The following is a 23,972-nucleotide window of genomic DNA, read 5'->3' as shown; positions in this document are numbered from 1 at the left end:
AAGCAGCCAAGGATTAAATGGCCGCACCATTTCAATGACAACTTCAGTTTCATTCTTTATCGTTTCATTAATCATTAACTCTGCTGGAAACGTGTTGACATTGGTAACCAGTGCCAAGATTCATCCGTCGTTTTTGGGCTCCGCTTATTGGACCGCCGCTGAAGCCAACCTAAGTGTGGCCTTTGGCTGGAACCTGTTTTGGACGTTCTTAATTCTAGGCATTTTGACCACTGTCCTCAATGCCATTCTAGTCGGCCATTGGGAATGGGGACGCGCCCTTGGCAATTTGATCTTCATGGTACCTTTTTCAGCCTTAATCCAAGTTTTTGAAGACTTCTTTCTTGGTAAGTACCCAATTTTTGCGGGGTTACCGGATGCGACAACTCCGCTTATGGTTGGATTTTATATCCTGCTAAATTTTGTGGGCGTTGCGATGATCGCAACCGCCATTTCAATTTACCAACGGGTTAACTTGGTCCTTCATCCAGCCGATGATTTGATGCAAATTTTGCGATTCAAGTACTTCAAAGGAAACGCTAATTGGGCGATGTGGGCATCGTATATCCCACCGACATTGATGGCTATCTTGGCATTAATCATCACGCATCAATTTACAAACTTTGGAATTGGGACGATCTTTGCATTCTTATTTCAAGGCGGCATCACGGGGATTGCAGATAAGGCCGTCTTCCCTCACCTTAAGCATCAAGCATTAGACGTGGGTAGCCCGGCGCCAACAACAGAAAAATGAAAAAGAGGCTTTAATCATGGCAATTAAAGATGAGATAACCGGACTCCAACACGTTGGGATCCCTTCAGTTGACTTAGATAAAACGATCGACTTTTACAAATCACTTGGTTTCGAACAAGCCGGCCTATTCTATAATGGCGAAAATCGTTGCGCTTTTATGCGGTTTAACAACCTCACTATCGAAACATGGGAAGGCGACCCAACCGCCAAAAAGGCTGGGGCAATTAACCATATCTCAATGGACACCCCAGACGTGGAAAAAGCATTTGCGGATGCTAAGGCTCAAGGTCTACGCTTAGTAAACGACGAAATTCAATCTATCCCGTCATTCTGGAATAATGGCATTAAGTTCTTTAATATTTTAGGGCCAAACAAAGAGACGATTGAGTTTTGTGAAATTTTGTAGCGTGGAGAACAAGGCAGTTAAAAGTTGACGTCTAAAGCTCCTGCCTAATGTCATTCATTTTATGCATGTCATAACCAAACAATTCCATTCAAAATAAACACCGATCGTTAATTTCCCGATCGGTGCTTATTTTGAATCAGTCGACATCGACTAACCAAAACCCATTTTCCAGTCTTTCCCCACAGCAGATTACAATCAATAATCTTTACAGTCGTTGCGAATTATTATATGCTTTTTATACTAGTGTGATGGTCGCGATTCGTTTGAGAATTCATTACCGATTATGGCTTTTGGAGGAACATAACTTGCTATACTTATCAGTCTTTTCTTGTGTCGTCGGTGTCATTATGATCTTTCTTGGTATCTTTTCGTATATGACAGCAACTTATAAAAATGAAGATCGCAAACTCATCGTCTTTTTAATGGCGATTGCAGTTGTGATGCTGGTGTTTGGGGGTATCATGCTACCCGGCGCCATCCGTGACCAACACGAGTCAAAGGAAACACCGTCGACCGAAAAGCGCATGCAAATGTCTTCGATGACCAGTCGTGATAATAATCGCGTATTTGATGCCGGCCAAAAGAAGCAAGCAGCAGCTCGCCAACAATTAAACGAAGCCAACGTCAAAAAGACATTGACTAGTAGCTATCAAAAGCTGGGAACCGTTACGTTTGACAAACAGGCTCGCGTTTATACTCTCACCATTACAGATCGAAATTACATCAAAGCGATGACTTATCTCAAAAGTAACCCGAATCAAGGCAAAACCGTTCGCTGGCCCGAAAGTGTTAAAGGGTTCCTTAAAACCAGCTCGGTGATCCAAAAAACGGCTGGAATGGGCTACAAATTTAGGGTCGTCGCGCCAATTCCGACAAAACAAACGTTGCTAACCGTCCAAGATGGCCGGGTTCTCGAAAATTTCGTTAAAGAATAGCAATTAACCAATTTGCTTGAATTGAAAAAGTAAGGCGTTACAACACCTGGGCAGGCGTTATAACGTCTTATTTTTGACCATTCGTTTTTTCACCAGCACAATGGCTAACAATCCAATAGCAATTAAAATCATGCTCAAAGCAATTGTATAGGCAAAATGCATCCCGGCGACAAACCAATCTGGATGAGCATCAGGATACGTTGTTGTTTTCTGGCCACCCCGTAAGCTGATGCCGAAGTAAAGCAAGGAAGTGGCTAATGCCAATCCAATGGCCATCCCCAAGTTTCGTCCAAGGGCCGCAATCGAGCCAGCAACGCCTTGAAACTCCGGAGCAGCATTTCCCATGATCATCGGGTTGTTTTGAAAGGCCCCATTAGCAGTCCCAAACAATGCCAAGCCAATAACTAGCCAAAGCAGCGACCACTTTGGCTGAACAAAAATAAAAATGATTTCTGGTACTAAAAAGATAAACAAGGCATAAAACGAAACCTTCTCTGCTCCAATTCGATCAGCAATATAGCCGCCAGTTGGCGCGCTAAAAATATTTAGCATTGGCACTGCCATCAAAATAAGCCCGGCTGTCGCCGATGATAATAACAACCGATCCTGCAAGTAAAACGGCATGATCACGTTATTAAAATACCCACACGCATAAACCAGCATTGCCGATAGGATGCCAAACGTAAATCCCAAATTGTGAAAAACTCGCAAATCAATCAATGGCTCTGCTACTCGGTGTTCAATCCAAACAAATAAGCTGATGAGCCCCAGCGTCAGTATCATAAGTCCAACGATCCTTAAATCGCCAAAGCCGACAACTTGGCCCCAAAAGATCGTCAAAAAAAATGTTGCAATCATGACCGAATAACTCGCAAACCCCGGAACGTCCACCCGAAAGTGACCTGATTGGGGCTTACTTTTTGGAAAAAAATGATGCCCAAGCAAATAGGCAACGATGCCAATGGGGACGTTCACGAAAAAAATAAAGTGCCAGTTGAGCCAGGTTAGAATCAAGCCACCAACCCCAGGTCCGGCAATGTTGCCGACTTGAACAAACGAGCTGTTAAACCCCAGCGCAATGCCGTGTTGATTGGGTGGAAAAATGTCAGTAATAATTGAAAAGTTGGTCGCCATTGTCATTGACGCTCCCAAAGCTTGAACGGCCCTTGCTCCTAGAATCATCGGCAGGTTAGTACTTAAGCCGCAAAGCAATGAGCCCCCAACAAAAATCAGCGTGCCAATTTGAAAAATCTTGACCCGGCCGATTTGATCCGATAATTTACCAAAAAAGAGTAACAAAATACAAATCAGGACTAAGTAAATCGAAACGATCCACTCAGCCTGATTGTTTAAAACAGATAGATCCCGAGAAATTTTGGGGATCGCAATATTCACAATACTCGCATCAATCGTCGACATAAATGACACAATTGACGTTGACATCAAAAGGATCCATTGGTTTTGCTGCTTCATGAGCGTTTCCTTCTATTCAAGCTAAAATTAATTAGAGGGTATAGTCAACGATCGTATACTGTTTGCGATCTGTCTGCATTTGAAACAGCAGCTGAACCGCCGACTGACCCATTTCATGGGGATTCAAATCAACTGAATGAAAATGTTGGTCGACAAGTTCATCTGGTAGTGATTTGTTATAGCCAATTACTTCAATTTTCTGTTTGGGTCGTAGCTGCCTAAAACGATGGTAAACCTTCAAGCCCGTGTAGTCATCAATGGCAACCACTCCGTCCATTTGAGGATGGGCTTTAATCAGTGCATCAGTCAATGTGCCGTCGTCATCATCAGGGATCGAAAAGACAATCGGCCGCTTGTCGGCTAATGCCATTTCTTTCAGGTATCCCGCCTTGCGATCGACTTCATAAGGCCAGCCATTGGTTGACTCAACAAATACCGGCTGCTTAACCCCATACTGGTTCATTAGATATCGTGTAGCCGCCGCACCAGCATTGACGTTGTCATTATCGACGTAGGGCCACTTTTGACCAGCCGCCGGTTTCCCAATTGTCACAAAATCAACCGAAGCGGCTTTTAACAACTCAATAATCGGGTCTTCAGCATGAGAATATAAAAGAATAAATCGCTTAATCTGTGCCCGATTAATCATTGATTTAACGTTTTCCAATACTTGATCAGCGGATTCACCAACGGCGACGGCCAAAACGTAATTTCGAGCATTCAATTGCTGATTAATCCCGCGCAGCAGGCCCACATAAAAGATATTATCCACGACGCGATTATTAACGGGAAAAATGACGCCAACCGAATTGGCTTCCTGGTTAGTCAAGTTTCTAGCGTTATAGTTTGGCTGATAACCCAGCTGATCAGCCACTTCTTTTACTTGTCGGCGAGTCCGCACGCTAATTCGTTGATTATCGTTTAATGCTCGAGATACAGTAGAAATTGACAAGCCCATCTTTTTGGCAATATCGCGAATGGTCACCATCGTTTTTTACCCCTTATCTGCGGATACGCTCCGCTTAAATTTCACTCGGATTAAAACTTTGTATCTTTTATTAATATTCAGCCATACGACTAGATTTTGCAAGTATTGTGTGATAATTTCATCATATGAGGTGATAACGAATATGAAAAAGAACAAGTCATTAGCCGCCATTCTGGCAATTATTACGACCCTAAGCCTTTTTTTAGTCGGCTGCGGTCAATCCGCAAAGAAGGGCACTGCTACCAACAATAGTAGTAAAGCCAGTATGCAAAACCCGACAAAAAACAAGTCAGCCAAAGAGGCATTGGTTGCCAGCAATAACCTTTGGTATATGAATGGTACTATCAATTATAAGAGCCAGTCGGGCATCGATGCCTACAAATTTAATCAACGCAACCACACCGTTACAATCTATAGCGTTAACAAGATCTACAAATCGTATAGCGCCGCTAAAAAAGCTAATGATTTGAACAAACAAGGAACCCTCAAGTATTCCTTCAAAAACAACTCAAACGATCGACCGGTGATTTATATGAAGGGAAAGCTGTCAGACATTCCAATGGACCAAACGGTTTCCGTCAAGAATCAAGTATCTGGGACTTACAAAGCCGCTAACCTCAAAGTAAGCGGCTACCAAGTCGTCCGTAATTTAGATGATGATCCCGCCAAACAAGTCTTAGTCACACCAGCTAATTAATCGTTTATTAAAAAGGCGACCACCCAATTGCACCCCGATTGAATGATCGCCTTTTTACTGTACTGTTAGCTGATCTTGGTTTTCTCCAGCAGTAAATCTGCCAACGTTTCTGGCGCAATATTACCTAGGTTGCCTTTGATATCAACCTGATTTAGTGCATCAGTCAAGGCAGCTTTGTTAAAATCAACGCCTCGCAACACATTTTCGATCACATTAACGTTGCCACCAGTGATAAAATCACCATAAACTTTAATCTCGGCGATTCGATTAGCTTTCAACGAAAAATTAAAACTAACCGTTCCAATATCGTAGTGTTTAGAAACGTAATAGTCAAAGCCAGGGTTCTTGCCATAGTTCCATTCATCCGTATCGTATTTTCCCTTTAGCCGTTCATCAATAATCGACCAGTCGTGATCGTTTAAGTGGTAAGTCTTAATATCGGCCATTGACTTAACATTGAATAGTCGCAGCAGCAGCTGTTGCTTAAAGCCTTCGATGTCTAAGTTTTGATATTCTGGCAATAAATAAGGCTTAACGTTGGTAACTCGGCTATGGACGGATTTAACTCCTTTTGAAGCCAACTTATCTTTTTCCGGTGTCAGAACCTTTGTGGCAACGTCCATATCCAGGTCAAACATTAATGTTCCGCCGGCCGCATAAGATTGGCCGACTTTAAACATGGTCATCCCAGAGAACTTTTGGTCGCCAATGACCATATCATTGCGGCCACGCATTTGCGCATCCTTTGCCCCCATATCATGAAGCGCGTCGATAATGGGTTGGGCAAAGTACTTAAAATCGCCAAAGTGCTGATCATCGTTAATCACAATGTTTTCAAAAATAATGTTGCCAAAGTCGTGATAAACAGCCCCACCACCAGAAGTTCGCCGAACTAACTTGATATTGTGATCTTTCAAGTAAGGTAGATTGACTTCCGCGTAAGCATTCTGATTAACCCCAATAATAACGGCTGGCTGGTTAACGTACATAATCAGACCATGACCCGGCAATTTGAGATCATTAACTAAATAATTATCTAACGATTGATTCACAATTGGGTCATAAACTGGTTGACCGTTCCTTGACGTATCGATAAAGAACATAACTTTACCTTCTTTCAATTTGCTTAATCTGAAATCGCTACCATCATGATAGAACGAAAGTCGGCGAAAGTACATAAGGTTGCGCAAATTATGGATCATTCCTAACTGATTGGGGCATCTATCCAGAGCATGACGTTTTAAGGGGAGTTCCCTCAGGCCTAGTGCGTCGGGCGAACAACAAACCGTTTTAGCAGCAACATTGCGAGGCCGTATAGCCCAATGTTAATCGCAAAAGTCAGTTGAATAATCATTGCCCAATATTAGCCATAACAATGCCAACTTAATTCTCATACTCAAAGTTCAAATCCTGCAACGTGTTCATGTTAATCAAAACCGATTGGATATCATCAATTAAAGCCAAAGCAACTACTGCACCCGAGCCTTCACCGACTGCCATGCCCAGCTGTAAGAGTGGTCTTAGCCCCAAATAATTCAATACCTGCTGTGCACCCTTTTCACCCGATAAATGAGATGCAATTAAGTGGGCAGTGATTCCTGGATAAAATGCTTCAACTAATACGGCGGCAGCGTCTGAAATAAAGCCGTCCATAATAACTGGAACACCAGCTTCTGCCCCGGCAATTATCGTTCCAACCGTTGCGCCAATTTCAAAACCACCAACTTGACTTAAGACACCCAGTGGATCGGTTTTATCTGGCTGTCGGGCCGCCAAGATGTCCTTAATAACCTGCTTTTTATGTTCAAACTGTTTGGTGGAAATGTCAGAGCCCTTATCAGCAACCTCGTCAACTGATAGTGACAACATCGTTGCGACAATTGCCGAACAAGCCGTCGTATTGCCAAGCCCCACCTCACCTAACAAGATCAGGTCATTACCGGCTTTGATCGCCTGTTGACCAGTCTCATAACCGATTTGAATCGCCTTTAAGGCATCTTCTCGGCTCATCGCGTCCTCAGTTAACATATTATGCGTTCCCCGCTGAATTTTGCGATTAACCATTTTGGTCGTCTGATAGTCCCCCGCCAACCCAACGTCAATAACTTTAACCGAACAATTATTGCGCATCGCCAAGGCATTCACACAGGCATGGCCTTCCGCAACGTTTTCTGATAGCACGTTTGAAATCGGCTCAGAAGTCGCTGACACCGCTTCGGTAACAATCCCATGATCGGCGACATATACTAAACAGGTGCGTTTGGTGGTTTTCAAATCAGTTGTTCCCTGAATGCCCGCCAATTTATCGGCCAGTCGTTCCAATTGCCCCAATCCCTTGATTGGTTTGGACAAATTATCCAACTTGGCTTGCATCTGCTCTTGGGCAGTTTGTGAAATAGAATGCAGTGTTAACTGATCAAATGGTTTTTGCATAGCTCGTTTCCTTCTTTACTTAGTAAGTTTGATAATCTATGGCTAGTTTAACGGGCATAGAAACCGATTACAATCACAATCTGACATCAGCGGTAAAGTTGACAATAATGTTTCATTTTTTAAACCATCAAGTCAAAAAATGCTAAAAGTGCTGGCAGTTATCCCACCAACACTTTGATTTCAAGCCATTCTGCTAATGTTCACTAAGCCAGCGAATCCCATGCCGGCAATTCAATTGGCGCTTGTCTGAGTATTGCTTGTTGATCTTCGCTGAGATACTTCTTGTGAACAACCACTTCGTAAACATAGTCATCCATCCAATCATCGCTCATCGTGAAGTAACCCTTCGTGCCGTTTTTGTCGCCCCATGAGTTTTCAACCTTCCATTTAGTCGGTTGGTCGTCAACTAAATCAACGCCGGCTAAGGTCATCGCGTGTGAAACTTCGGCTTGATGATATTCTAACCGTTTAGCCTTGCTCATTGCCAAATCCGTGGCAAATAACTCAGAATAACGATACAGATGGCTATCCAAATAACCACTTTTGCGGTCCATTTGTTCCAACACATCGTTACCAAACCAAACCGTTTCGCCGTCTTTGAGTTGCGCGATGGCGCCCTGTTTTAGTGCAGTCATCGGCAAGTTCAAGAATTCAATTTGTTTGCCGCCGACGACGTTATCTTCACTTGGCAGTGAATACAGCTTATTGAGTGCCTTATCCGGCGAATTGGTTGCGACCACGTAATCATCTAAATCAACCCCAAAGTACTGATCGTAAAATTCCTGCGGGGTTAATCCAGAAATTCGATGATACTTTTGGTTGTCATCTTGATATTCAAAATCAACAGTGGTTGGGGGTTCGCCAAACGAATAAGCTGTGATGCGATAGACTTCTTCGATCATTTGGTTTCTAGCTGATTTAATATCATCGTCATCTTTATTGGCCGCGACCATGTCCCGCAACTTCATGCCATCAAGCCGCAGTTTTCGGTTCATCACCGCATCAAAGGCGCCAGTATTTTCAACATTAGTCGTCTCAGGGTACTGGCTAGCCGGCATCACCCCGTACTTTTGAACGAGGGCGGCCGCCATGGCCCACTGGCCGCCATCGCCACCTGGTAAGCTTAAATAAAAAGCCACTTCACGATCATCGGCTGGCCGTCCAGCGGTCGCGAGAATATGATCATAAAAGATGTTAGCTTCTTCAATTTTGTCCCAGAAAAATAGATATTTTTGTGAGAGGTTAAAATCCTTTACTTGATACTTCTTGGCAAAGCCGTGACGCAGGGTATTCACCAATGAAAATAACCAACAGCGGCCACTTTGTTTCTGATTCGTCACGGAACCAGTTTGGAGGTCCACTGAAAAGACTGGATTGAGTCGAACCGCCGCTTCTGGGTCTTGAGCTGCCTGATTAATCCCATTTTGGGTGACTACCCGACTCAACAAATCGCTTTGTGGTGCTTGTTTAAATGCTTCATGAAGTTGGGCCAAGTCATCCTTACTTAAAGCCGTATTTGGATTGCTCATTTACAACATCCCTTTTCACGTATATTAATCATAGTTTAATGCTTTTTAGGGCAGGAAACAATTTTAGTTTGGATGACAGTAAACGTCCAGCTTTTCATTAATTAAGCAAGTTTCAAAAAATCAGTCAGACAATCCACAATCAATTGGTGATCTTCCTCGGAAGCCATCCCCGAAACGGCAATGGTGCCAATCAAGCCGGTGCCTTTTAGGATAACCGGGAAACAACCGCCGGCAGCAGCAAACTGGAACTTATTGACCAAACTAGCTTCTTCAATCGTTCGTCCCTGTTCTTCCATCTCTAATTGTTTATGCAGGCTACTGACTCCAAACTGGTACACCGTATTGATTTTGCGCTTCAACCACTCATCATTATCAATCGCCGTCCCTGGCAAAGCCGCGTGAAAGAGCTGTTGGCGATTACGCGTTATATCAATGGTAACCGCTGCACGCCGATTTTGAGCTAACTGCACAAGTTGGTAGCCTAATTCAAGTGCGGTTTGATTATCAAATTTTGTAAATTGAAGTGTTCGTTCTTCTTGCGTAACTTCTTCAATCGTTGGCATTTGCATTGTTTAACCTCCACTATTTTTTCAATTGCAATGACTTGTCAGTGTACTGCATAAACTCAATTTGGTTACCATCAGGATCAGAACTCCAAAGTTGATATGAATAATCAGGCCCATACTTAATCTCACTATCAATTGCTAACCCCTTCGCTTCTAAATCTCGCTTTGTTTGCTGGATGTCATCAACTTCAAGGCTGATATGTAAGAATCCGTCTAAATCATACCCGTGAGTTGCCTTTTCTTGCTGATCAGTGTCATAGAAAAGTTCCAGGAATTGACCCGGCGTAATCTCAAGGTACTTGATCCAAGGGTTACCATTTTCGTCCTTTAGTTCAAACTTATCCTTAAAGCCTAAGCCGTCGCAATAGTATGCAACCGCTTTGTCCATATCCGCTACTTTAAATGATGCGTGAGCAATTCTTTTAATTGTCATCATAAAAATCTCCTCAAATATTAAATTAATAAACTAACGAACTTTCCTGAGTCGGCCCCCAGAAGCCGCGATCGACGTAGCCGGTTGGCAATGTGGCCGGTTGATCAAACGTTGACTTCAAATCGTAAATTTGTCCCGATTTGGCACTTAGATACATTCCATGAATTAACTCAAATACGTGATAAGCCATTTCCATGCTGGCTCGGTGCGGCCGGTTTTTCATAATTGACCAAGCCATTTCGGCAGCACCAAGGCCGCGAGAGTTTTCTCGGTATCCGTGGGTAAATGGAAATGCCGTTTTTTCATTTTGCGATTTTTGCAGATAATTGAGTGAGTCAAAATTATTTGGATCACCCATGTTTAAGATGCCATCCGTTCCATAAATATCTAACTGCGGCACTTCAGTTAAAATATTTTCCGAATTGAAGTGAACCGTTACTAAAGTGCCATTCACGTATTCAACGGCAGCAGCCATGATGTTATCGTCTTCAACTTCAGACTTCTCACCAAACCAGGGTTTGTCCACCCGTTTACCAATTCGCTCCGGGCGAAAACGCCGGCCAAAACTGGTGACTCGTTTAGCTGGTCCAAGAATACTTGCCAGTGCAGTCATGTAATAACAACCGGTATCAAACGGCAGGGTGCCACCTCTTTTATTCATATGTGGGAAAATATCTGCGTAAACGTCAAAGTCTCGGTTCAATGACACAACTGCTGATAACGGCGTTCCGATTAAGCCTTTGTCCACAATGTATTTAGCTGTTTGAATCCCAGCGCCAAGAAATGTATCTGGTGCCACCCCTAATCGAACATGATGTTGTTTGGCCAGCCGACAAAGTTCTTGTCCCTCCTCAAGCTCAACGGCAATCATTTTTTCAGAAAAAACGTGCTTATTGGCTTCTAATGCCTGCTTGGTAACTGCATAATGGGCTGCGGGATTAGTCAGATTAATAACCATTTTGATACTGCTATCGGCCAGAATATCTTCATAACTTAATGCTTTGAGGTGATATTTTTCAGCCTGAGCATTCATCTTGTCGGCGTTCCGGTCGTAGCAGGCCACCGGATTAACGATTTTAAACTTATCTTGTAATGATTGAATATAAATATCACTAATCACGCCGCAGCCGATAATCGCGACGTTCAACGGTTCAATTTCCATCAAATATTCCCTCCTAGTGAGCGGAGCAACGTGCTTACACACCCTTCTGCTTTGCACAACTACTCCAACATAGTGAAAATAACGCCGCCAATTGTTGAGAGCGGTTTCAAACGTTTGTCGATATTATACGCTAGTTAGTTTTATGAAGCAACTAATCAAAAAACATATTCCTTAAAGATGTCTTCCGCTCAAAAAAAGCAGCCTACCTCCTTTGCGAGATAGACTGCTTTCAATCTTTTATTTAATTTAAATCCGTTTCCGTAGCTTGGGCGTTACCAAATAAGCGATCACCGCCCCAACCAGTCCTTGAATCAAATTAGTTCCAATGCCAACAAAGCCTGCGTACATTGTGTATAGGAACGAATCAGCCACGAAGTAGCCCGCTACCATTATCACAATTCCAACCGCAACCGCAATCAATTTAGTCCACTTCTTATCCTGATTCTTACCAGCAATCATCCCAACAATGAACCCTTCGGCACCGTGGACAATCAGTGAGAACCACATGTACTGGCCGTACCCGGAAATCAAATCTAGTAAGAACCCACTGGCACCACCAACAACGCCACCAATTCTTGGTCCCAAAAGTAAGGCGCTAATAAAAATACCAGCATCACACAAATTAACATTGCCGTGAGTCATTGGCACTGGGATAATGAAGAACCGGCTAATGGCCACCGTAACGGCAATAAACATCGCGGTTAAAACCACTTTAAATATATCGTTGCTAACCTTGCCGCCAACACTTTTTCGATCCATGCTAAAAACCTCCAATAATATTGATATGTATCTGAACCCCAAATAACTGCTTGCACCATCAAGCTTACCAGCGAACTATTTAACGCCGCTTTATCTTAAACTTCTTCTCGCTTCTGCCCAAGGGTAAATCGGGATACATCATACAGGGTTTTGGTTAAATCCAACCCGTATTTCCACTGATCTTTTGAAGCATGGCTGGTTCGGGCAACCGCCTCGTACGTCCCGAACACCGCGCGTTTGACGGCCGCTTCAAAATTCATTTCGAAATTAAGATAACCGCAAAGCAACGCCGCAAATAAATCACCCGTACCATAAAAATGACCGGGAATTAAAGGCGAGCTAATCCAGATAAGCTTGCCACCAGCTAAAAAGCAGCTGCCAATTCCACCATCACGCTTTATTCCAGTAACGATAACGCGTGCCGACGTTTCGCATTTCTTGATTGCTGCAATGAGTTGTTCGTCCACCGATTGATCCGTTAAAGGGATGCCGCTCAAAAGGCCAAGTTCGAAGGCGTTGGGCGTAATCACCGTCGCTATCTTCACCAATTGCTTGATTGCATTGAGATAGCCGGCATCAAACCCCGCATACATTTTGCCACGATCGCCCATCACCGGGTCAACTAATATGTGCCGCAGTGATAAGTGGGCCAACTCTGTCTGCAACTGTCGGCAGGCCTTTGTCTGACCAATGTAGCCAATCACCGCGGAACTGATAGTCAAATCATCAATTTGCCGCCAGTGGGCAAATGCAGTGGGCAGCCAATCCGTTAGTTGAAGTGTCGCTGGTTTTCCAAACCCTTCCGTCTGTGTAGACAAAAGTTCAGTTGGAACAGCCGCCGTCTGGATGCCAAACGCTGCAAACGTCGCAACGGCTGCGCTCATCGATAGCCGCCCAACTGCCGAAAAGTCTTCCGCTATAAGTACTTTTGACTCAAAAATAATCATCGCTCCTTCATAGAAACTATTATCAACTATTGTACTTCATTTGCCGATAAAATTTAATCACCCACACATAGTCACCTTAATTTTCTAATTTAACGTAAATTAAGTATACCAAGTCCAAACAAGTCCGCAAGTGCTAGGTAACCCATTTCGTTAAAATGAGTTGTTTCTTACTTGATTGGAATTAAATTAAAAGGTAAACTTTTAACTAACGTATTTTAGTAGCATAAGGCCATGTAGGAACCCGCCTTTAAGCACTACCAGTAAAAATTCCAAATTCAGAAATTTCCGCTGACAAAGACTTGTGCTTCGCATGCCAACTGCTTAAATCCAGTTACTTTTAATCATCTTTAATATGGGAGGGATTTCGATGCTCGCCTGGATAAGCTTGCAACATAGCATCGTAGAGATCGCAGCACTTCAGTTGTCCGTTCTTTTGTCAAAATAGAAACTGGAGTGCATTTAAATGAAAACTACCTATCCGGCTAATATTGCCAAAGGGTATGCCTATAGCTTCTTCTCTTGGTTTGGGATCACCGGTCTGTGGGTGATGTACTTGCAAACCAAGGGATTGAATTTAGTTGAAATTGGCCTTTGTGAGAGTATCTTTCACGTAGCCAGTTTCATTTTCGAAGTCCCATCCGGCGTTTTAGCCGATCGTTTTTCATATCGTTTTGACCTCTTCTGGGGCCGAATAGCCGCCATCGTGTCGGCTTTAATCATCTTGTTCGGCCAAAGCTTTTGGCTGTTTGCCCTGGGATTTGTCCTAAGTGCCTTATCGTATAACCTGCAGTCTGGCACCATTGACGCGTTGTTATACGATTCACTCATAACAACGAACCTAGTCAATCATTACCCCAAAGTTGCTAGTAATGTTGACATCATCATTGAATTTGCAGATACTGCCGGCGTTGTCATCGCTGGCTTCTTAGTCCATTGGCATTTTGAATTAACTTATGTCATTGCCATTTTAGTTGGCATTTTTGGCATTGTAACCGTGATTCTTTTCAAGGAACCACGGGTCAAACAACCAACCGATACCGCTCAGCCTCAAACAATTAAATCAATCACGGTGAGTGCCTACCACGTGCTAAAGGACAATCATCAACTCAGAGATTTAATGCTGTTTGACGCCTTATTTGGCGCCATTTGTACTACTTATTATTACTACTTTCAATCATTGATGGAAGCGAATCGCTTTTCTGGCTGGATGATTTCGTCCTTAATGATTCTATCTGCCTTAGTCAACATTGCTGGAATTCGGTTAACCCCTAAAATCCAAGCAGCCTTTTCCAAGCGTCTTTTGATATTTGGCCTTAGTTGCAGCTTAGTCGCGTTGCTGCTACTAAGCTGGGTCAACTGGCAGCCGCTATTAATTAGTTTGTTTTTAATTTCTCAATTATTGGCTGCCTTAATCACGCCAATTTTTAGTAACTACTACAATACGATGATTGCTTCTCAACAGCGGGCAACCTTGCTAAGTGTTGCGAATGTCTTGTTTTCACTGACAATGATCATCACCTTTCCGCTGGTAGGTTGGCTGATTCAAGTCAATAGCTTCTCAGTGGCGTTTGGCTTAATCGGAATTGCCGTCCTCGTTATTTTAGTTGGCACTCGAAAAGCATTTGAGTGGCAGCAATAAGTCACTCACAATCAAGCGACTGGGGTAAAAGGTGTCTTGATCCCAGGATTTAACAGAAACCGCCAATCATCTCCAGTTCTGGAATGGTTGGCGGTTTCTGTTAAATGGCCAGATTCAGCCGTTTATTATAGCTTTAATCTAAATGTGAGTGGCGATCTAAGTTGCAATTGTGGGTGAAAATCAAGTGTTGCCCGCCTTTTGTGGCGGACGACTGAACTTGAACCCCACTCCAGCCGATTTAAATCACTCGTTTATCTGGTATTGATAGCATCTAACGTTATTTCGATGAGCGTTGGCGCTCTATTGGGCCAACATTGCACTGTAAACGACTGCTTGGCTGTCGCCTCATTGTATTCATCCGCCAAAACCAGCCCTAATGTGACGTTAATGATGCCCACGTTAAAAAGCGACAACGTTCTTTTTGATCTTTTCTGGAACGGTGAATTTTTTGACGTGATTAAGCTTTTTATAGGTACCAACCACCTTTTCGTTAATGGCCTTTTTGGTCTGGCTGTTACGATACTTCATTGAGATTACAACCTTTTTGGGCAGGTACGTTTGCTTATCGAGAGTATATTGATAATCAAAATGAGTGATCCGAACATGCTTAAGCGCCTTTTTTGCCTGACTACCAGCTTCTGACACGATAATTTGCTTGGCTGCTTTAACGCCAATCGGGTTAGTCCCTTTAAATGAAAGAGTAGCCGTTGTCTTTGACCGCTTTAATTTCAACTCATCCTTGAGCTGCTTGAGAATATTCGCATTCTCTGACGCTGTCAACTGGCGCTTGAGTTGCTTAGTCAATTGACTAGATTGGCTAACCTTCCCCTTATACCAGCGGTTTTCGGATTTCATGTACATTTCGTTTTGGTCAAAATAGTAATGATCGACTAATTTGCTGCCGTTACCAACCGTTACTTTCATAATCATTGGATCCAAATGGAATCGACCACTGACTAGCCCCGTTGTGACTTTACTTTTCTGTCGCGTTTTGATGACCAAATTAGCCTCCCCGCTCTTAATGGTTGTCACTTTTTGCGCAGCCTTTTGGGCAACCTCAGCAGCACCTGGCTGACTGTTCGCTTTTTGGGAGCTGCACCCGACCATTATTAAACTTAAAGCCGCTACGCTGATCATTACAAGTCTTTTCATCATGAACCCTCCGAAAATGATTAATTAAATATATGGTAGCACTAAAAAATGCCTTCGACTCCGGAAGGCATTTTTCTTTGAAAAGAATTCATTATTATCGCGGACTAACCGTTGCCCACAAAAACGCGTAGGCGCAAACCAGGACAACTAACGGTAACCAGTGGGCAACTAAGACCCGCTTGGTTGTCATTAGCCACTTATGAAAGTAGTAGGCACTTTGATTTCTCCGAACCCGCTCAATAATCTGAAAAGCCGTCACCGTCGCACAGTAAACCAACAAACCGTATACCAAGACGAAAACCGCATCGGCCGCAATTCCCACTACGCCACTGCCAAGCACCACAAAAATTAATTGCCAAATCCAAGCAACTAACAGGCCAAAATAAGCTAGATTAGGAATTAAGATGGCGAAACGATAAGGAATAAAGGAAAAGGCCACGTAAACCGCTAGTAAAATAACGCCTCGCAATAACCCCTGCAAAATCCGATCGTCATTTTTAATAAACGTCACCGTCAGTGGCTGCATTTTATACGTCACGACACAAAAAGTGATTGAAAAAAGCGTCCAAACCAGTAAAAATATGTACGTCGAGCGATGTAATTTGAGATTGGATAACACGGTAAGCTCCTTTGTTCGCTGTTATTTAGTGGTCATTTGGTTAATGAGGTAATCAATATGGATTTGCATTGGATCGATCATCGGCAGGGCAACCTCACTTTGCTTAATGAGGATGGGCAATTCGGTACATCCCAAAATGACACTATCGATTTGATCGAACTGATTAATCAACTTAATAAAGGCTTGTTTGGTGTCGTCTTTAAATAAACCCTTTTCAAGTTCAGACATTATTTTATTGCCCACAAACTCACGCCCTTGAGTAGTTGGTAAACTAACCTCAATTCCAGCCTGCTGAAGCGTCGTCACGAAGAAATCATGATCCATCGTAAACCGCGTCCCTAAAAGAAGTGGGTGTTTGTAATGATTGGCAACACAATAATTAGCAGTCAATTCGAGCATATTCACTAAAGGTAGCGGCGACACCTCATGAAGTTGACGGAAAACAATATGGGGTGTGATTGCGGATAGGGTTGCCAAACTAGCGCCAGCATTCTTAAGATTCTCAATCGCACCATTGAGTAAATCAACGGTTCCCTGCCAATCTTTTCGTGCAATTCTATTAAGCATCTCATATATATTAATACTCTCAATTGTCATTGAAGGAAAAACGTCATGACGCTGGCGCTTATTTTGATAGCCATAATTCAACTTTTGATAGTACACCATTGTCGATTCAGGGCCGGTACCACCCACAATCCCCAATTTAATCATTCAAAAGCCTCCAATCTTAATCAAACGAAATAACTCGACCACTTCTAATCATTATTATGACACAAACTTAGCCTGTTTAATATACGCCTCAACCAAATCATCGGTTTGCTGAGCCTTAAGGAAGTCAGTGGGTGTGCCCGTGAAGCGAATCTTGCCCTTCTCTAAAAAGTGCAGCTGATAGTCATCACTATTAATGTTTTGAAATTGATGAGCTGTCATAATGACCTTCTTGCCTCGTTTAGTTAATTGGTGAATTTTGGCAACAACTTGTCTCGCCATTTGAGGATCAAGGCCGCTTTCTGGTTCATCAAATAAATACAGGTCACGGTTTAGATGCGAAATTGTCTCAATGATAACCAATCGCTTTTGACCACCAGAAAGTTTGCCAAACTGTGTGTTCGCCAGTGCCGCTAATTCAGTCGGTAACTCATCAACCGCAAACCGTTTCTTAGGGTTTTCGATCGCCATCACCAATTTAAAAGTTTGATAAACCGTCGCTTCGGGTAAAAACGGTACCCCTTGAAGCTGATAGGCAATCCGTTTGAAAGTTGGAAAGCCAGTAAAACACTGAGCTGGCCTTGGGGCAACGGTTGAAATAAAGTCTAAGAGCGTTGTTTTTCCTGCTCCATTTGGCCCCAACAACACGTTAACCTTATGATCAGCAAAGTTGGCGTTGAGATCATCATAAAGTTTGCGCTCATCTGGTAAAGTAAAATCAAAGTGGGTAATTTGCATTGTTTCCCTCCTTAAGCCCTAGCAGTTGCTGAATTTAAGCTCATTTTAGTAACAATAACGTTACCAGCAATCGCGTATAGTATTGCAATCACGGCCAGAATGCCAAGATATGCCACAACATTATTGGCCCCCGGCAGCAAAAGCTCATAAGCGCGAATAATGAAGCTGCCAGGATTAATCACTGCCATTAGCGTATTCACCACCAGCGAATTTGTTTGAACGTACGCTAAGAACAAGCCCAAGAAAAGATATCCGGTCATCAACGCGCCCATTGTTTGCACTTTGACTGGTACGATCAGAATTAAGCTGGTAAAAAAGGCAATAATCGGAATGATGATAAAGTTAGCTAACCAGCAAATTAACATTAATGTCAACGTCCGAAAATCGGCCCGGTAAACAATTGCGGCAATTACATCAAAAATTAAGATCTCCGCTTGAATGACAAAGACCTGCGGAATCAAATTGGCATAATAAATTAGCCGCTTGTCACCAGCGATAAAGGTAAACATTTTTAAGAAGTTGTTCTCTCGCATCGTCACAATCGCTGAAGTGATTTGATTGATCACGCCAACCAAAACCATGTACGTCCAAAATCCTGGTACATTCTGAACAAAATTAGCGGGCGAAAGTGATCGACTTCCCGTGAACGCCGTCACCAGAAAATAAACCGTCGGGAATAATAAGGTGAATACAAAAATCCCCTTATCTTTCAAAACCATTTCCGTTTCAAATTTGCTAAGGGCAGATAATTTTCTAATCATGTGATAATCCTTTCGAGTAGCCGATTCAACCTAATGGGTGGTGAAATGAGGTTACAAAATCAATTCCTTTTTGATAATGTTAAAGGATTATTAGAAAAATGCAATAATAAATTAAAAAGCCACCCATTATTGGTGACTTTGGCTGCAGCTCGTGCAGAAATAACTAACTTGATTACTGCTGGTAACGCAACCCTCGTTTAAATCGTTGATAAAAACTGGTATCGTCCGTCTGTAAAATCAAGCCCTCATAGATTCGACTAATGTAACCCATTAACAAGCCTATCGTAACGATCAAGACGATTATCGATAAACTAATTTCTAAGCCGCTGGCATTGCCGTTAATCACTCGCAGTGGCATGAAGTACGATGAAAAGAAGGGAATATAGGACAGAATTTTAGCGACCAAAGCGTCTGAATTACCCTCAAAGGGAATTGCCACAAAAAACGCCAGCATACTAAGATAAGTGACGGGTTGGGCTGCTTTAGCCGCGTCTTCGGCTTTAGCAACCAGCGCACCGCTGAAGGCCGCAATAATTGTGTAAATCACCACGCCCAAAAATGCAAACAACAAGTTTACGTTAAGCAAATTAGTGATCACTGCTTGGACTAATGACTGGTTTTGGTCAATCAAACGCTTAAGCTTATCGAATTGCATGGCCGCTTCAAAGAAGGCAATACCACCAACTAAGTAAACTAGGATTTGGGTAAAAATCACCATCACAACCCCAATAATCTTGCCGTAAAAGTACTTGGCGGCCGTTGTGCTTGAGAAGATAATTTCCATAATTTTAGTTCCCTTCTCAGAGGCAATCTCTTGAGCAGTTACAGAAGAGTAAGTGATTAAGATCATGTAAATCATCACAACAATAATCCAGAAAGAAACAATTTTAGCAATGTTTGAGCCACCCGCTTGTTTAGCAATTTTCTGCTTAAACGTGGGCTGCTGGGAAAGTGCCGTTAGCTGCTTGGCACTAAGTTTGGCATTTTGGACGTTGATCGTTTGCTGGGTCTTTGCGAGAAAAGCACTCACTTGTGTTTTCAACGATGATGAAATTGTATCGTCTGAGTGATAGACCGCTGTAACCCGTTGTCGATCCGTTGAGAGAACAAGATAACCGGCAAGTTTGTTGTTTGCGATTTGCTTTTTGGCCGCCGCAATCGTTTGAACTTTGCCATTAACGTCATCTGAGTTTTGTTTGATAAATTGTTTTCGCAGGGTTGGCTGCTCGGATATGACGGCCACTTGCTGTTGACCACTACTTGATGATGCACTCATGTAGCCCACGCCCAGTGAAATGCCTAACAGTAGAAATGGCGAGAGAACTAAAATGACAAAACTCCATGATTTAACTTGGCGCAGATACGTTTCGGCGGCTACAATCCATGTCTTATTCATGTTCAATCCCCGCTTTCAGTCTGAAAATCTCGTCTAAGGTTGGCGGTTGCTGACTAAATTCCTCGATGTACTTGCCGTCGGTCAGTTGTTGAAAAATCGCAGGACCTGCACTGGGATCGTCTAACCGCAAGACATAGCGTTGGTCACGAATATGGGTCACTTGAGTAACGTGGGGTAGGCCAGCCAGCCGTTGCTCAGACCAAGGCGTGGTAACGTAAATTTCTGATTTACCAAACTGATTGCGAACTTCACTAATCGTTCCGTTCAATACCAATTCACCGGTTCGAAGCATGACTAAGCGGTCACAGACACTTTCAACGTTGGCCATGTTGTGACTGGAGAAAATAATAGCTGCCCCTTGCTGTTTGGCTTCCAAGATGGCCGTTTCGAGTAAATCAGCGTTTACTGGATCCAATCCACTAAAGGGTTCATCCAAAATGATGAGTTTGGGATGATGGATCAGGGTAACAATCAACTGCACTTTTTGTTGGTTTCCCTTTGACAAGCTCTTGATTTGATCGGTTTTTTTGCCCTTAACCGCAAACTTAGCCAACCAGTGATCGATTTGCGGCCGAATTTCTTTGGCTGATTTATTTTTCAAGCGGGCTAAATAGATAATTTGCTGTTCAACGGTTAGCTTGGGCATTAAGCTGCGTTCTTCTGGTAGATAGCCAATTTCATCGAAAACCGATTCGACAACTGGTTTGCCTTGCCAGCGAATCGTGCCATCATATTTTAGAAAATTCAAGATACTATGAAACGTAGTCGATTTACCCGAGCCGTTTTGACCAATCAAGCCGGTGATTTGGCCGGCTGGCACGTTAAAACTAATGTCATCGAGTGCCACCACCGACCCAAATTGTTTGTGGAGATGCTGAATCTCAAGCATGTGATCCCTCCTAAAAGAAAGTGAGCAGAGCAAAGCGGTTAGAAAGCGGAGCCTAAGGCCACTTGACCGGAAATCCCGGGCTTGGATTTTTGGTCAAGTGGCCTTAGGTGCAGCTTTCTGCTTTGCGCAGCTGTCCTAAAGTTTTCTTAATAATACCATGACAGAATGGTTATTCTTAATAATTTGCCGCAAAATTGGACATGTCAAAAGATTGAGCACTTTTTAACGCGGCGGTGCACCTATTTTGCAAACAAGGTTTCTAATTCAAATTAAAGATATTTTAATTAAATATTTTATTTCTAATTTCTTTCAAATAATATTCATAAGTCCTTGCTAATATATAACATGTATTAAAAAATCACATATTTTTGGAGGACTTATCTTATGAATAAACGACTAAAGACACAATTATTATTGGCGACCGGTGCTCTGGTTGGTATGACAACCGCCACTGGGCTCGACCAAACTCACGTAACTGCCGACGAGAAAGTCGCAACAACTACTACAGCTAATTCTGCAGTGGCAACGACCGACCAGCCGACTGTCAGCACTACTAATACTGAAACAGCGGAACCTGCTCAGACTACTTTTCAATCACCACCGCCAGCAGAGCAGACTGCTACTGATACATCAACTCCACAGGCTTATGGAAATGCCGAGGGAACTGAGACAACTACTAGTGCGAACACAACAACCACACCAGCATCAACTACTCAGACGACTGAAACCAGTCAGCCAACCAGTTCAACGACTGCAACGCCTGCTGATACAACTCAAACAGCTGCCGGGCAAACCACTGAAGCAGTGCAACAAGGAGCTGGATCAACGACAGGTGTTCAAGTAGATCAGAGAACTCAAACAACTCAAGAAGCCCCTGCACAACAATCATCACAAACATCGGTCCAGGAGAGTACACCGACCGCAACTCCACAGGCACCTGTAAATAATGGCGGGCAGGGATCAGAAAATGCAGGAACAGTTAATAACGTTGCCCCAGCAAAATCTAAAACAGTTGCTAGGGATCAGGGTAAGTCATCGCCTGCTCCTGCTAATCAGAAACAAGCTAAGGAAAGCCCTGAAGCTAATGATAAGAACAGCAAGCAAGCAAAGGAAACAAACACCGAGAAGCAACTTGTCCCTTGGGAAGAAGCAACTGGACAAAACGACGAACGTTATATTATTTACCGAGTTCCTACTGTTGACCCACAAACAGAAGAACCAGCATATGAAGCCTTTCTGTTTGTACCTAAAGATACGACGGAGCCAGAGGGAGAAGGGAAATTTGTTAAGATCACTGAAGATGACTATCCTGGTCTGCTTGCCCAAATTGCTCAAGCTGAAAAAGAGGAAGTACTAAAGACAAAGTACCTACCAAATACCCAGGAAAATGTCGAAGCTTTGACACAAGCAATCGCTGGCAATAAGAATAACGCCATGTCATATATGATCGTTCTCCATGCAACCAAATTACCATCTGTCAACTCTGGAGAAGAGATTGCAATTGCACACATTATCAATCATTATCTCAAATATGATAGTAAAAATAACAGTGGAGGTAACCAGCCCACTTATGTAATTGAAAAAGATGGTCAATATTATAAGATTGACGAAGATGGGAATACCGAAAAGGCTAATGAAGAAGTTGCGGAAGCAAAAAATGAAGACGCTGTTCAAGTTGGCCGCACAACACAGGAAGATATAGATGGACTAGAAGCATACTTGGATCAATTTCCTGATGCAACCGAATGGAAAAACTTCAAGATTATTAAGTCAGGTACCCAACCCGAAGACACCCCACATTTCACATCTACAACTCTTGAAAAAACTTATTACAAACCGAACGGATCTCCTAATCCAGAAGAAAACATCGTCACCTTATTCAAGGATGATAAGGGTGACATATATAAACTTGTAACCGACCCTAGTGGGGAATCAAAACTAATCCTAATGAATCCCAATAGCGGTGATTTAGATGAATACAATGAAGCAGAAAAAGTGCTCGGTAATAATATCACAAGCTACTTATTAAAATCAAACGGTAATCCAGAAAAGGATATCCTTGAAGAGGCCGTTCTAAATGACAAGAAAATAATTGAGGTAAAGGGAACAACTTATATGATCAGATCAACAAAAGATCTGGGAAACGAACATGGCTTTCCAAGTAGTCTCGCAACATACCAAGGAACTGGGACGAATACACTCCACTACTATGCAGCTAATATCAATTACGGTTACATTGAAAAAGGCGGAACATTATACATCTACGGCGAACACGAGCACTACGTCAAGCTAGACAGTCCCGTCTTCACGTATGCCATGAACGAACGCTACGGTGTAAAGGTAACTGAAACAACCCCTCCTGGACCAGAGGGACCCGGCGGACCCGAAACTCCCGGACCCGGCCCATCAACCCCGAACCCAGATCCTACCCCTGATCCAGCAGCAACACCGTCCCCAACGGAAACGACCCCAGTGCCAGAAATGCCAATTTCAGAAACTCCAACCACTCCCGAAGATGATATCGAGCTTCCACAAGCGCTCCCAGCTGATGACAAAAAAGGTAATGACAAAAAGGGCAATAACAAAAAGGAATCCAGTTCAAACAACAAGACTGGCAAAACTTCAACTAATAAAAAAGACGGTGTGCTCTATCTCAAGAGCAACCCCGGTTCTGGCGCAAATGGTTCCGGATCAACCGGTACTGGTCTTCAAGCACTGAATGCTAAGAGCGGCAACACATTCAAGTACAGTAGCAATGATGCCGTTAAACCAGCATCTGCCTCTACTAATGCCACTCATAACACCACTCAAAAAGATCAAGAACTCAAAACAGCCTCCATGTTACCGCAAACCGGTGACACCCACGCCACAAACTGGTTAGCAGTTATCGGATTGTCAATGCTAGGTTTACTTGGTTTAGCAAAGTTCCGAAAACGTCGTAACTAGTCAGAAAACTATTTTCAAAGCAAAAAAACTTCGAGAAAACTCTCG

General features: G+C 43.0%; 23 protein-coding genes. 6 read left to right on the top strand and 17 right to left on the bottom strand.

Annotated features, from left to right (window positions below; genetic code table 11):
• The first annotated feature begins 34 nt into the window (after nt 1–34).
• The 3 genes from YK48G_RS03515 (at nt 35) to YK48G_RS03505 (ending at nt 2,092) form a co-directional block, all read left to right on the top strand.
• Complete coding sequence (locus YK48G_RS03515) at nt 35–751, top strand: DUF6198 family protein (RefSeq protein ID WP_373300157.1); 717 nt, start codon at nt 35–37, stop codon at nt 749–751.
• Between the two features lie 16 nt (nt 752–767).
• Nucleotides 768–1,157, top strand: coding sequence for a VOC family protein (locus tag YK48G_RS03510; RefSeq protein ID WP_203629327.1), 390 nt, complete (start codon nt 768–770; stop codon nt 1,155–1,157).
• A gap of 305 nt (nt 1,158–1,462) precedes the next feature.
• On the top strand, nt 1,463–2,092 hold the full coding sequence (locus tag YK48G_RS03505; protein WP_203629326.1) for a DUF308 domain-containing protein: 630 nt from the start codon (nt 1,463–1,465) through the stop codon (nt 2,090–2,092).
• Between the two features lie 57 nt (nt 2,093–2,149).
• Here the strand turns inward: YK48G_RS03505 and YK48G_RS03500 are convergent, their stop codons facing one another.
• Both YK48G_RS03500 and YK48G_RS03495 read right to left on the bottom strand, forming a co-directional pair.
• On the bottom strand, nt 2,150–3,565 hold the full coding sequence (locus tag YK48G_RS03500) for an MFS transporter (RefSeq protein ID WP_203629325.1): 1,416 nt from the start codon (nt 3,563–3,565) through the stop codon (nt 2,150–2,152).
• Between the two features lie 31 nt (nt 3,566–3,596).
• A complete protein-coding gene (locus YK48G_RS03495) occupies nt 3,597–4,553 on the bottom strand; it encodes a LacI family DNA-binding transcriptional regulator (RefSeq protein WP_203629324.1) in 957 nt (318 codons plus the stop codon).
• 142 nt (nt 4,554–4,695) lie between these two features.
• Here YK48G_RS03495 and YK48G_RS03490 point away from each other — a divergent pair, with 142 nt between their 5' ends.
• Nucleotides 4,696–5,250: a hypothetical protein gene (locus YK48G_RS03490; protein WP_203629323.1), complete on the top strand. Its 555-nt coding sequence runs from the start codon at nt 4,696–4,698 to the stop codon at nt 5,248–5,250.
• A gap of 65 nt (nt 5,251–5,315) precedes the next feature.
• Here the strand turns inward: YK48G_RS03490 and lplA are convergent, their stop codons facing one another.
• The 8 genes from lplA to YK48G_RS03450 all read right to left on the bottom strand — a co-directional run bounded on the left by lplA (nt 5,316) and on the right by YK48G_RS03450 (nt 13,016).
• Nucleotides 5,316–6,353: a lipoate--protein ligase gene (gene lplA, locus YK48G_RS03485; RefSeq protein WP_203629322.1), complete on the bottom strand. Its 1,038-nt coding sequence runs from the start codon at nt 6,351–6,353 to the stop codon at nt 5,316–5,318.
• A 280-nt stretch (nt 6,354–6,633) separates the two neighbouring features.
• Entirely contained in the window at nt 6,634–7,683 is a 1,050-nt protein-coding gene (gene cobT, locus YK48G_RS03480; protein ID WP_203629321.1) for a nicotinate-nucleotide--dimethylbenzimidazole phosphoribosyltransferase, read from the bottom strand.
• Between the two features lie 203 nt (nt 7,684–7,886).
• Entirely contained in the window at nt 7,887–9,212 is a 1,326-nt protein-coding gene (locus YK48G_RS03475) for a C1 family peptidase (RefSeq protein WP_203629320.1), read from the bottom strand.
• 101 nt (nt 9,213–9,313) lie between these two features.
• Nucleotides 9,314–9,781 carry a heme-degrading domain-containing protein gene (locus YK48G_RS03470; RefSeq protein WP_203629319.1) on the bottom strand — a complete coding sequence of 156 codons (468 nt, stop codon included), beginning with the start codon at nt 9,779–9,781 and terminating at the stop codon, nt 9,314–9,316.
• Between the two features lie 13 nt (nt 9,782–9,794).
• Nucleotides 9,795–10,214 (bottom strand): VOC family protein, encoded by a 420-nt coding sequence (locus YK48G_RS03465; protein ID WP_232365269.1) that lies wholly within the window; start codon nt 10,212–10,214, stop codon nt 9,795–9,797.
• Between the two features lie 22 nt (nt 10,215–10,236).
• Nucleotides 10,237–11,373: a Gfo/Idh/MocA family protein gene (locus YK48G_RS03460; RefSeq protein WP_203629318.1), complete on the bottom strand. Its 1,137-nt coding sequence runs from the start codon at nt 11,371–11,373 to the stop codon at nt 10,237–10,239.
• Nucleotides 11,374–11,619: 246 nt separating this feature from the next.
• On the bottom strand, nt 11,620–12,132 hold the full coding sequence (locus YK48G_RS03455) for an ECF transporter S component (protein WP_203629317.1): 513 nt from the start codon (nt 12,130–12,132) through the stop codon (nt 11,620–11,622).
• Nucleotides 12,133–12,227: 95 nt separating this feature from the next.
• Complete coding sequence (locus tag YK48G_RS03450; RefSeq protein ID WP_232365268.1) at nt 12,228–13,016, bottom strand: PfkB family carbohydrate kinase; 789 nt, start codon at nt 13,014–13,016, stop codon at nt 12,228–12,230.
• A gap of 526 nt (nt 13,017–13,542) precedes the next feature.
• Here YK48G_RS03450 and YK48G_RS03445 point away from each other — a divergent pair.
• A complete protein-coding gene (locus YK48G_RS03445; protein ID WP_203629315.1) occupies nt 13,543–14,718 on the top strand; it encodes an MFS transporter in 1,176 nt (391 codons plus the stop codon).
• A 399-nt stretch (nt 14,719–15,117) separates the two neighbouring features.
• Here the strand turns inward: YK48G_RS03445 and YK48G_RS03440 are convergent, their stop codons facing one another.
• From YK48G_RS03440 to YK48G_RS03410, 7 genes are all read right to left on the bottom strand, one after another.
• Entirely contained in the window at nt 15,118–15,870 is a 753-nt protein-coding gene (locus YK48G_RS03440) for a DUF6612 family protein (RefSeq protein ID WP_203629314.1), read from the bottom strand.
• 94 nt (nt 15,871–15,964) lie between these two features.
• Nucleotides 15,965–16,489 carry a hypothetical protein gene (locus YK48G_RS03435; protein WP_203629313.1) on the bottom strand — a complete coding sequence of 175 codons (525 nt, stop codon included), beginning with the start codon at nt 16,487–16,489 and terminating at the stop codon, nt 15,965–15,967.
• Between the two features lie 21 nt (nt 16,490–16,510).
• Nucleotides 16,511–17,200 carry an aspartate/glutamate racemase family protein gene (locus YK48G_RS03430; RefSeq protein ID WP_203629312.1) on the bottom strand — a complete coding sequence of 230 codons (690 nt, stop codon included), beginning with the start codon at nt 17,198–17,200 and terminating at the stop codon, nt 16,511–16,513.
• Nucleotides 17,201–17,254: 54 nt separating this feature from the next.
• On the bottom strand, nt 17,255–17,935 hold the full coding sequence (locus YK48G_RS03425) for an AAA family ATPase (protein WP_203629311.1): 681 nt from the start codon (nt 17,933–17,935) through the stop codon (nt 17,255–17,257).
• Nucleotides 17,936–17,946: 11 nt separating this feature from the next.
• Complete coding sequence (locus tag YK48G_RS03420) at nt 17,947–18,696, bottom strand: hypothetical protein (protein WP_203629310.1); 750 nt, start codon at nt 18,694–18,696, stop codon at nt 17,947–17,949.
• A 172-nt stretch (nt 18,697–18,868) separates the two neighbouring features.
• Nucleotides 18,869–20,092 carry an ABC transporter permease gene (locus tag YK48G_RS03415; RefSeq protein ID WP_203629309.1) on the bottom strand — a complete coding sequence of 408 codons (1,224 nt, stop codon included), beginning with the start codon at nt 20,090–20,092 and terminating at the stop codon, nt 18,869–18,871.
• Nucleotides 20,085–20,981: an ABC transporter ATP-binding protein gene (locus tag YK48G_RS03410; protein ID WP_203629308.1), complete on the bottom strand. Its 897-nt coding sequence runs from the start codon at nt 20,979–20,981 to the stop codon at nt 20,085–20,087. Before YK48G_RS03410 ends, YK48G_RS03415 begins: the two co-directional genes overlap by 8 nt.
• Before the next feature lie 384 nt (nt 20,982–21,365).
• Here YK48G_RS03410 and YK48G_RS03405 point away from each other — a divergent pair, with 384 nt between their 5' ends.
• Nucleotides 21,366–23,927 (top strand): LPXTG cell wall anchor domain-containing protein, encoded by a 2,562-nt coding sequence (locus tag YK48G_RS03405; RefSeq protein ID WP_203629307.1) that lies wholly within the window; start codon nt 21,366–21,368, stop codon nt 23,925–23,927.
• The last annotated feature ends 45 nt before the right edge of the window (nt 23,928–23,972 follow it).

The sequence above is a fragment of the Lentilactobacillus fungorum genome (assembly GCF_016860605.1).
GTDB lineage: Bacteria > Bacillota > Bacilli > Lactobacillales > Lactobacillaceae > Lentilactobacillus > Lentilactobacillus fungorum.
The sequence above is the reverse complement of the archived record's forward strand: the minus strand, read 5'-3'. Positions and strand labels throughout refer to the sequence as shown.

Coding starts and splice junctions, on each gene's coding strand:
- YK48G_RS03440 (WP_203629314.1), bottom strand. CDS start 15,870: ATGAAAAGACTTGTAATGATCAGCGTAGCGGCTTTAAGTTTAATAATG.
- YK48G_RS03475 (WP_203629320.1), bottom strand. CDS start 9,212: ATGAGCAATCCAAATACGGCTTTAAGTAAGGATGACTTGGCCCAACTT.
- YK48G_RS03490 (WP_203629323.1), top strand. CDS start 4,696: ATGAAAAAGAACAAGTCATTAGCCGCCATTCTGGCAATTATTACGACC.
- YK48G_RS03510 (WP_203629327.1), top strand. CDS start 768: ATGGCAATTAAAGATGAGATAACCGGACTCCAACACGTTGGGATCCCT.
- lplA (WP_203629322.1), bottom strand. CDS start 6,353: ATGTTCTTTATCGATACGTCAAGGAACGGTCAACCAGTTTATGACCCA.
- YK48G_RS03445 (WP_203629315.1), top strand. CDS start 13,543: ATGAAAACTACCTATCCGGCTAATATTGCCAAAGGGTATGCCTATAGC.
- YK48G_RS03500 (WP_203629325.1), bottom strand. CDS start 3,565: ATGAAGCAGCAAAACCAATGGATCCTTTTGATGTCAACGTCAATTGTG.
- YK48G_RS03405 (WP_203629307.1), top strand. CDS start 21,366: ATGAATAAACGACTAAAGACACAATTATTATTGGCGACCGGTGCTCTG.
- YK48G_RS03515 (WP_373300157.1), top strand. CDS start 35: ATGACAACTTCAGTTTCATTCTTTATCGTTTCATTAATCATTAACTCT.
- YK48G_RS03410 (WP_203629308.1), bottom strand. CDS start 20,981: ATGCTTGAGATTCAGCATCTCCACAAACAATTTGGGTCGGTGGTGGCA.
- YK48G_RS03495 (WP_203629324.1), bottom strand. CDS start 4,553: ATGGTGACCATTCGCGATATTGCCAAAAAGATGGGCTTGTCAATTTCT.
- YK48G_RS03455 (WP_203629317.1), bottom strand. CDS start 12,132: ATGGATCGAAAAAGTGTTGGCGGCAAGGTTAGCAACGATATATTTAAA.
- cobT (WP_203629321.1), bottom strand. CDS start 7,683: ATGCAAAAACCATTTGATCAGTTAACACTGCATTCTATTTCACAAACT.
- YK48G_RS03420 (WP_203629310.1), bottom strand. CDS start 18,696: ATGATTAGAAAATTATCTGCCCTTAGCAAATTTGAAACGGAAATGGTT.
- YK48G_RS03415 (WP_203629309.1), bottom strand. CDS start 20,092: ATGAATAAGACATGGATTGTAGCCGCCGAAACGTATCTGCGCCAAGTT.
- YK48G_RS03425 (WP_203629311.1), bottom strand. CDS start 17,935: ATGCAAATTACCCACTTTGATTTTACTTTACCAGATGAGCGCAAACTT.
- YK48G_RS03470 (WP_203629319.1), bottom strand. CDS start 9,781: ATGCAAATGCCAACGATTGAAGAAGTTACGCAAGAAGAACGAACACTT.
- YK48G_RS03465 (WP_232365269.1), bottom strand. CDS start 10,214: ATGATGACAATTAAAAGAATTGCTCACGCATCATTTAAAGTAGCGGAT.
- YK48G_RS03460 (WP_203629318.1), bottom strand. CDS start 11,373: ATGGAAATTGAACCGTTGAACGTCGCGATTATCGGCTGCGGCGTGATT.
- YK48G_RS03450 (WP_232365268.1), bottom strand. CDS start 13,016: ATGAGCGCAGCCGTTGCGACGTTTGCAGCGTTTGGCATCCAGACGGCG.
- YK48G_RS03430 (WP_203629312.1), bottom strand. CDS start 17,200: ATGATTAAATTGGGGATTGTGGGTGGTACCGGCCCTGAATCGACAATG.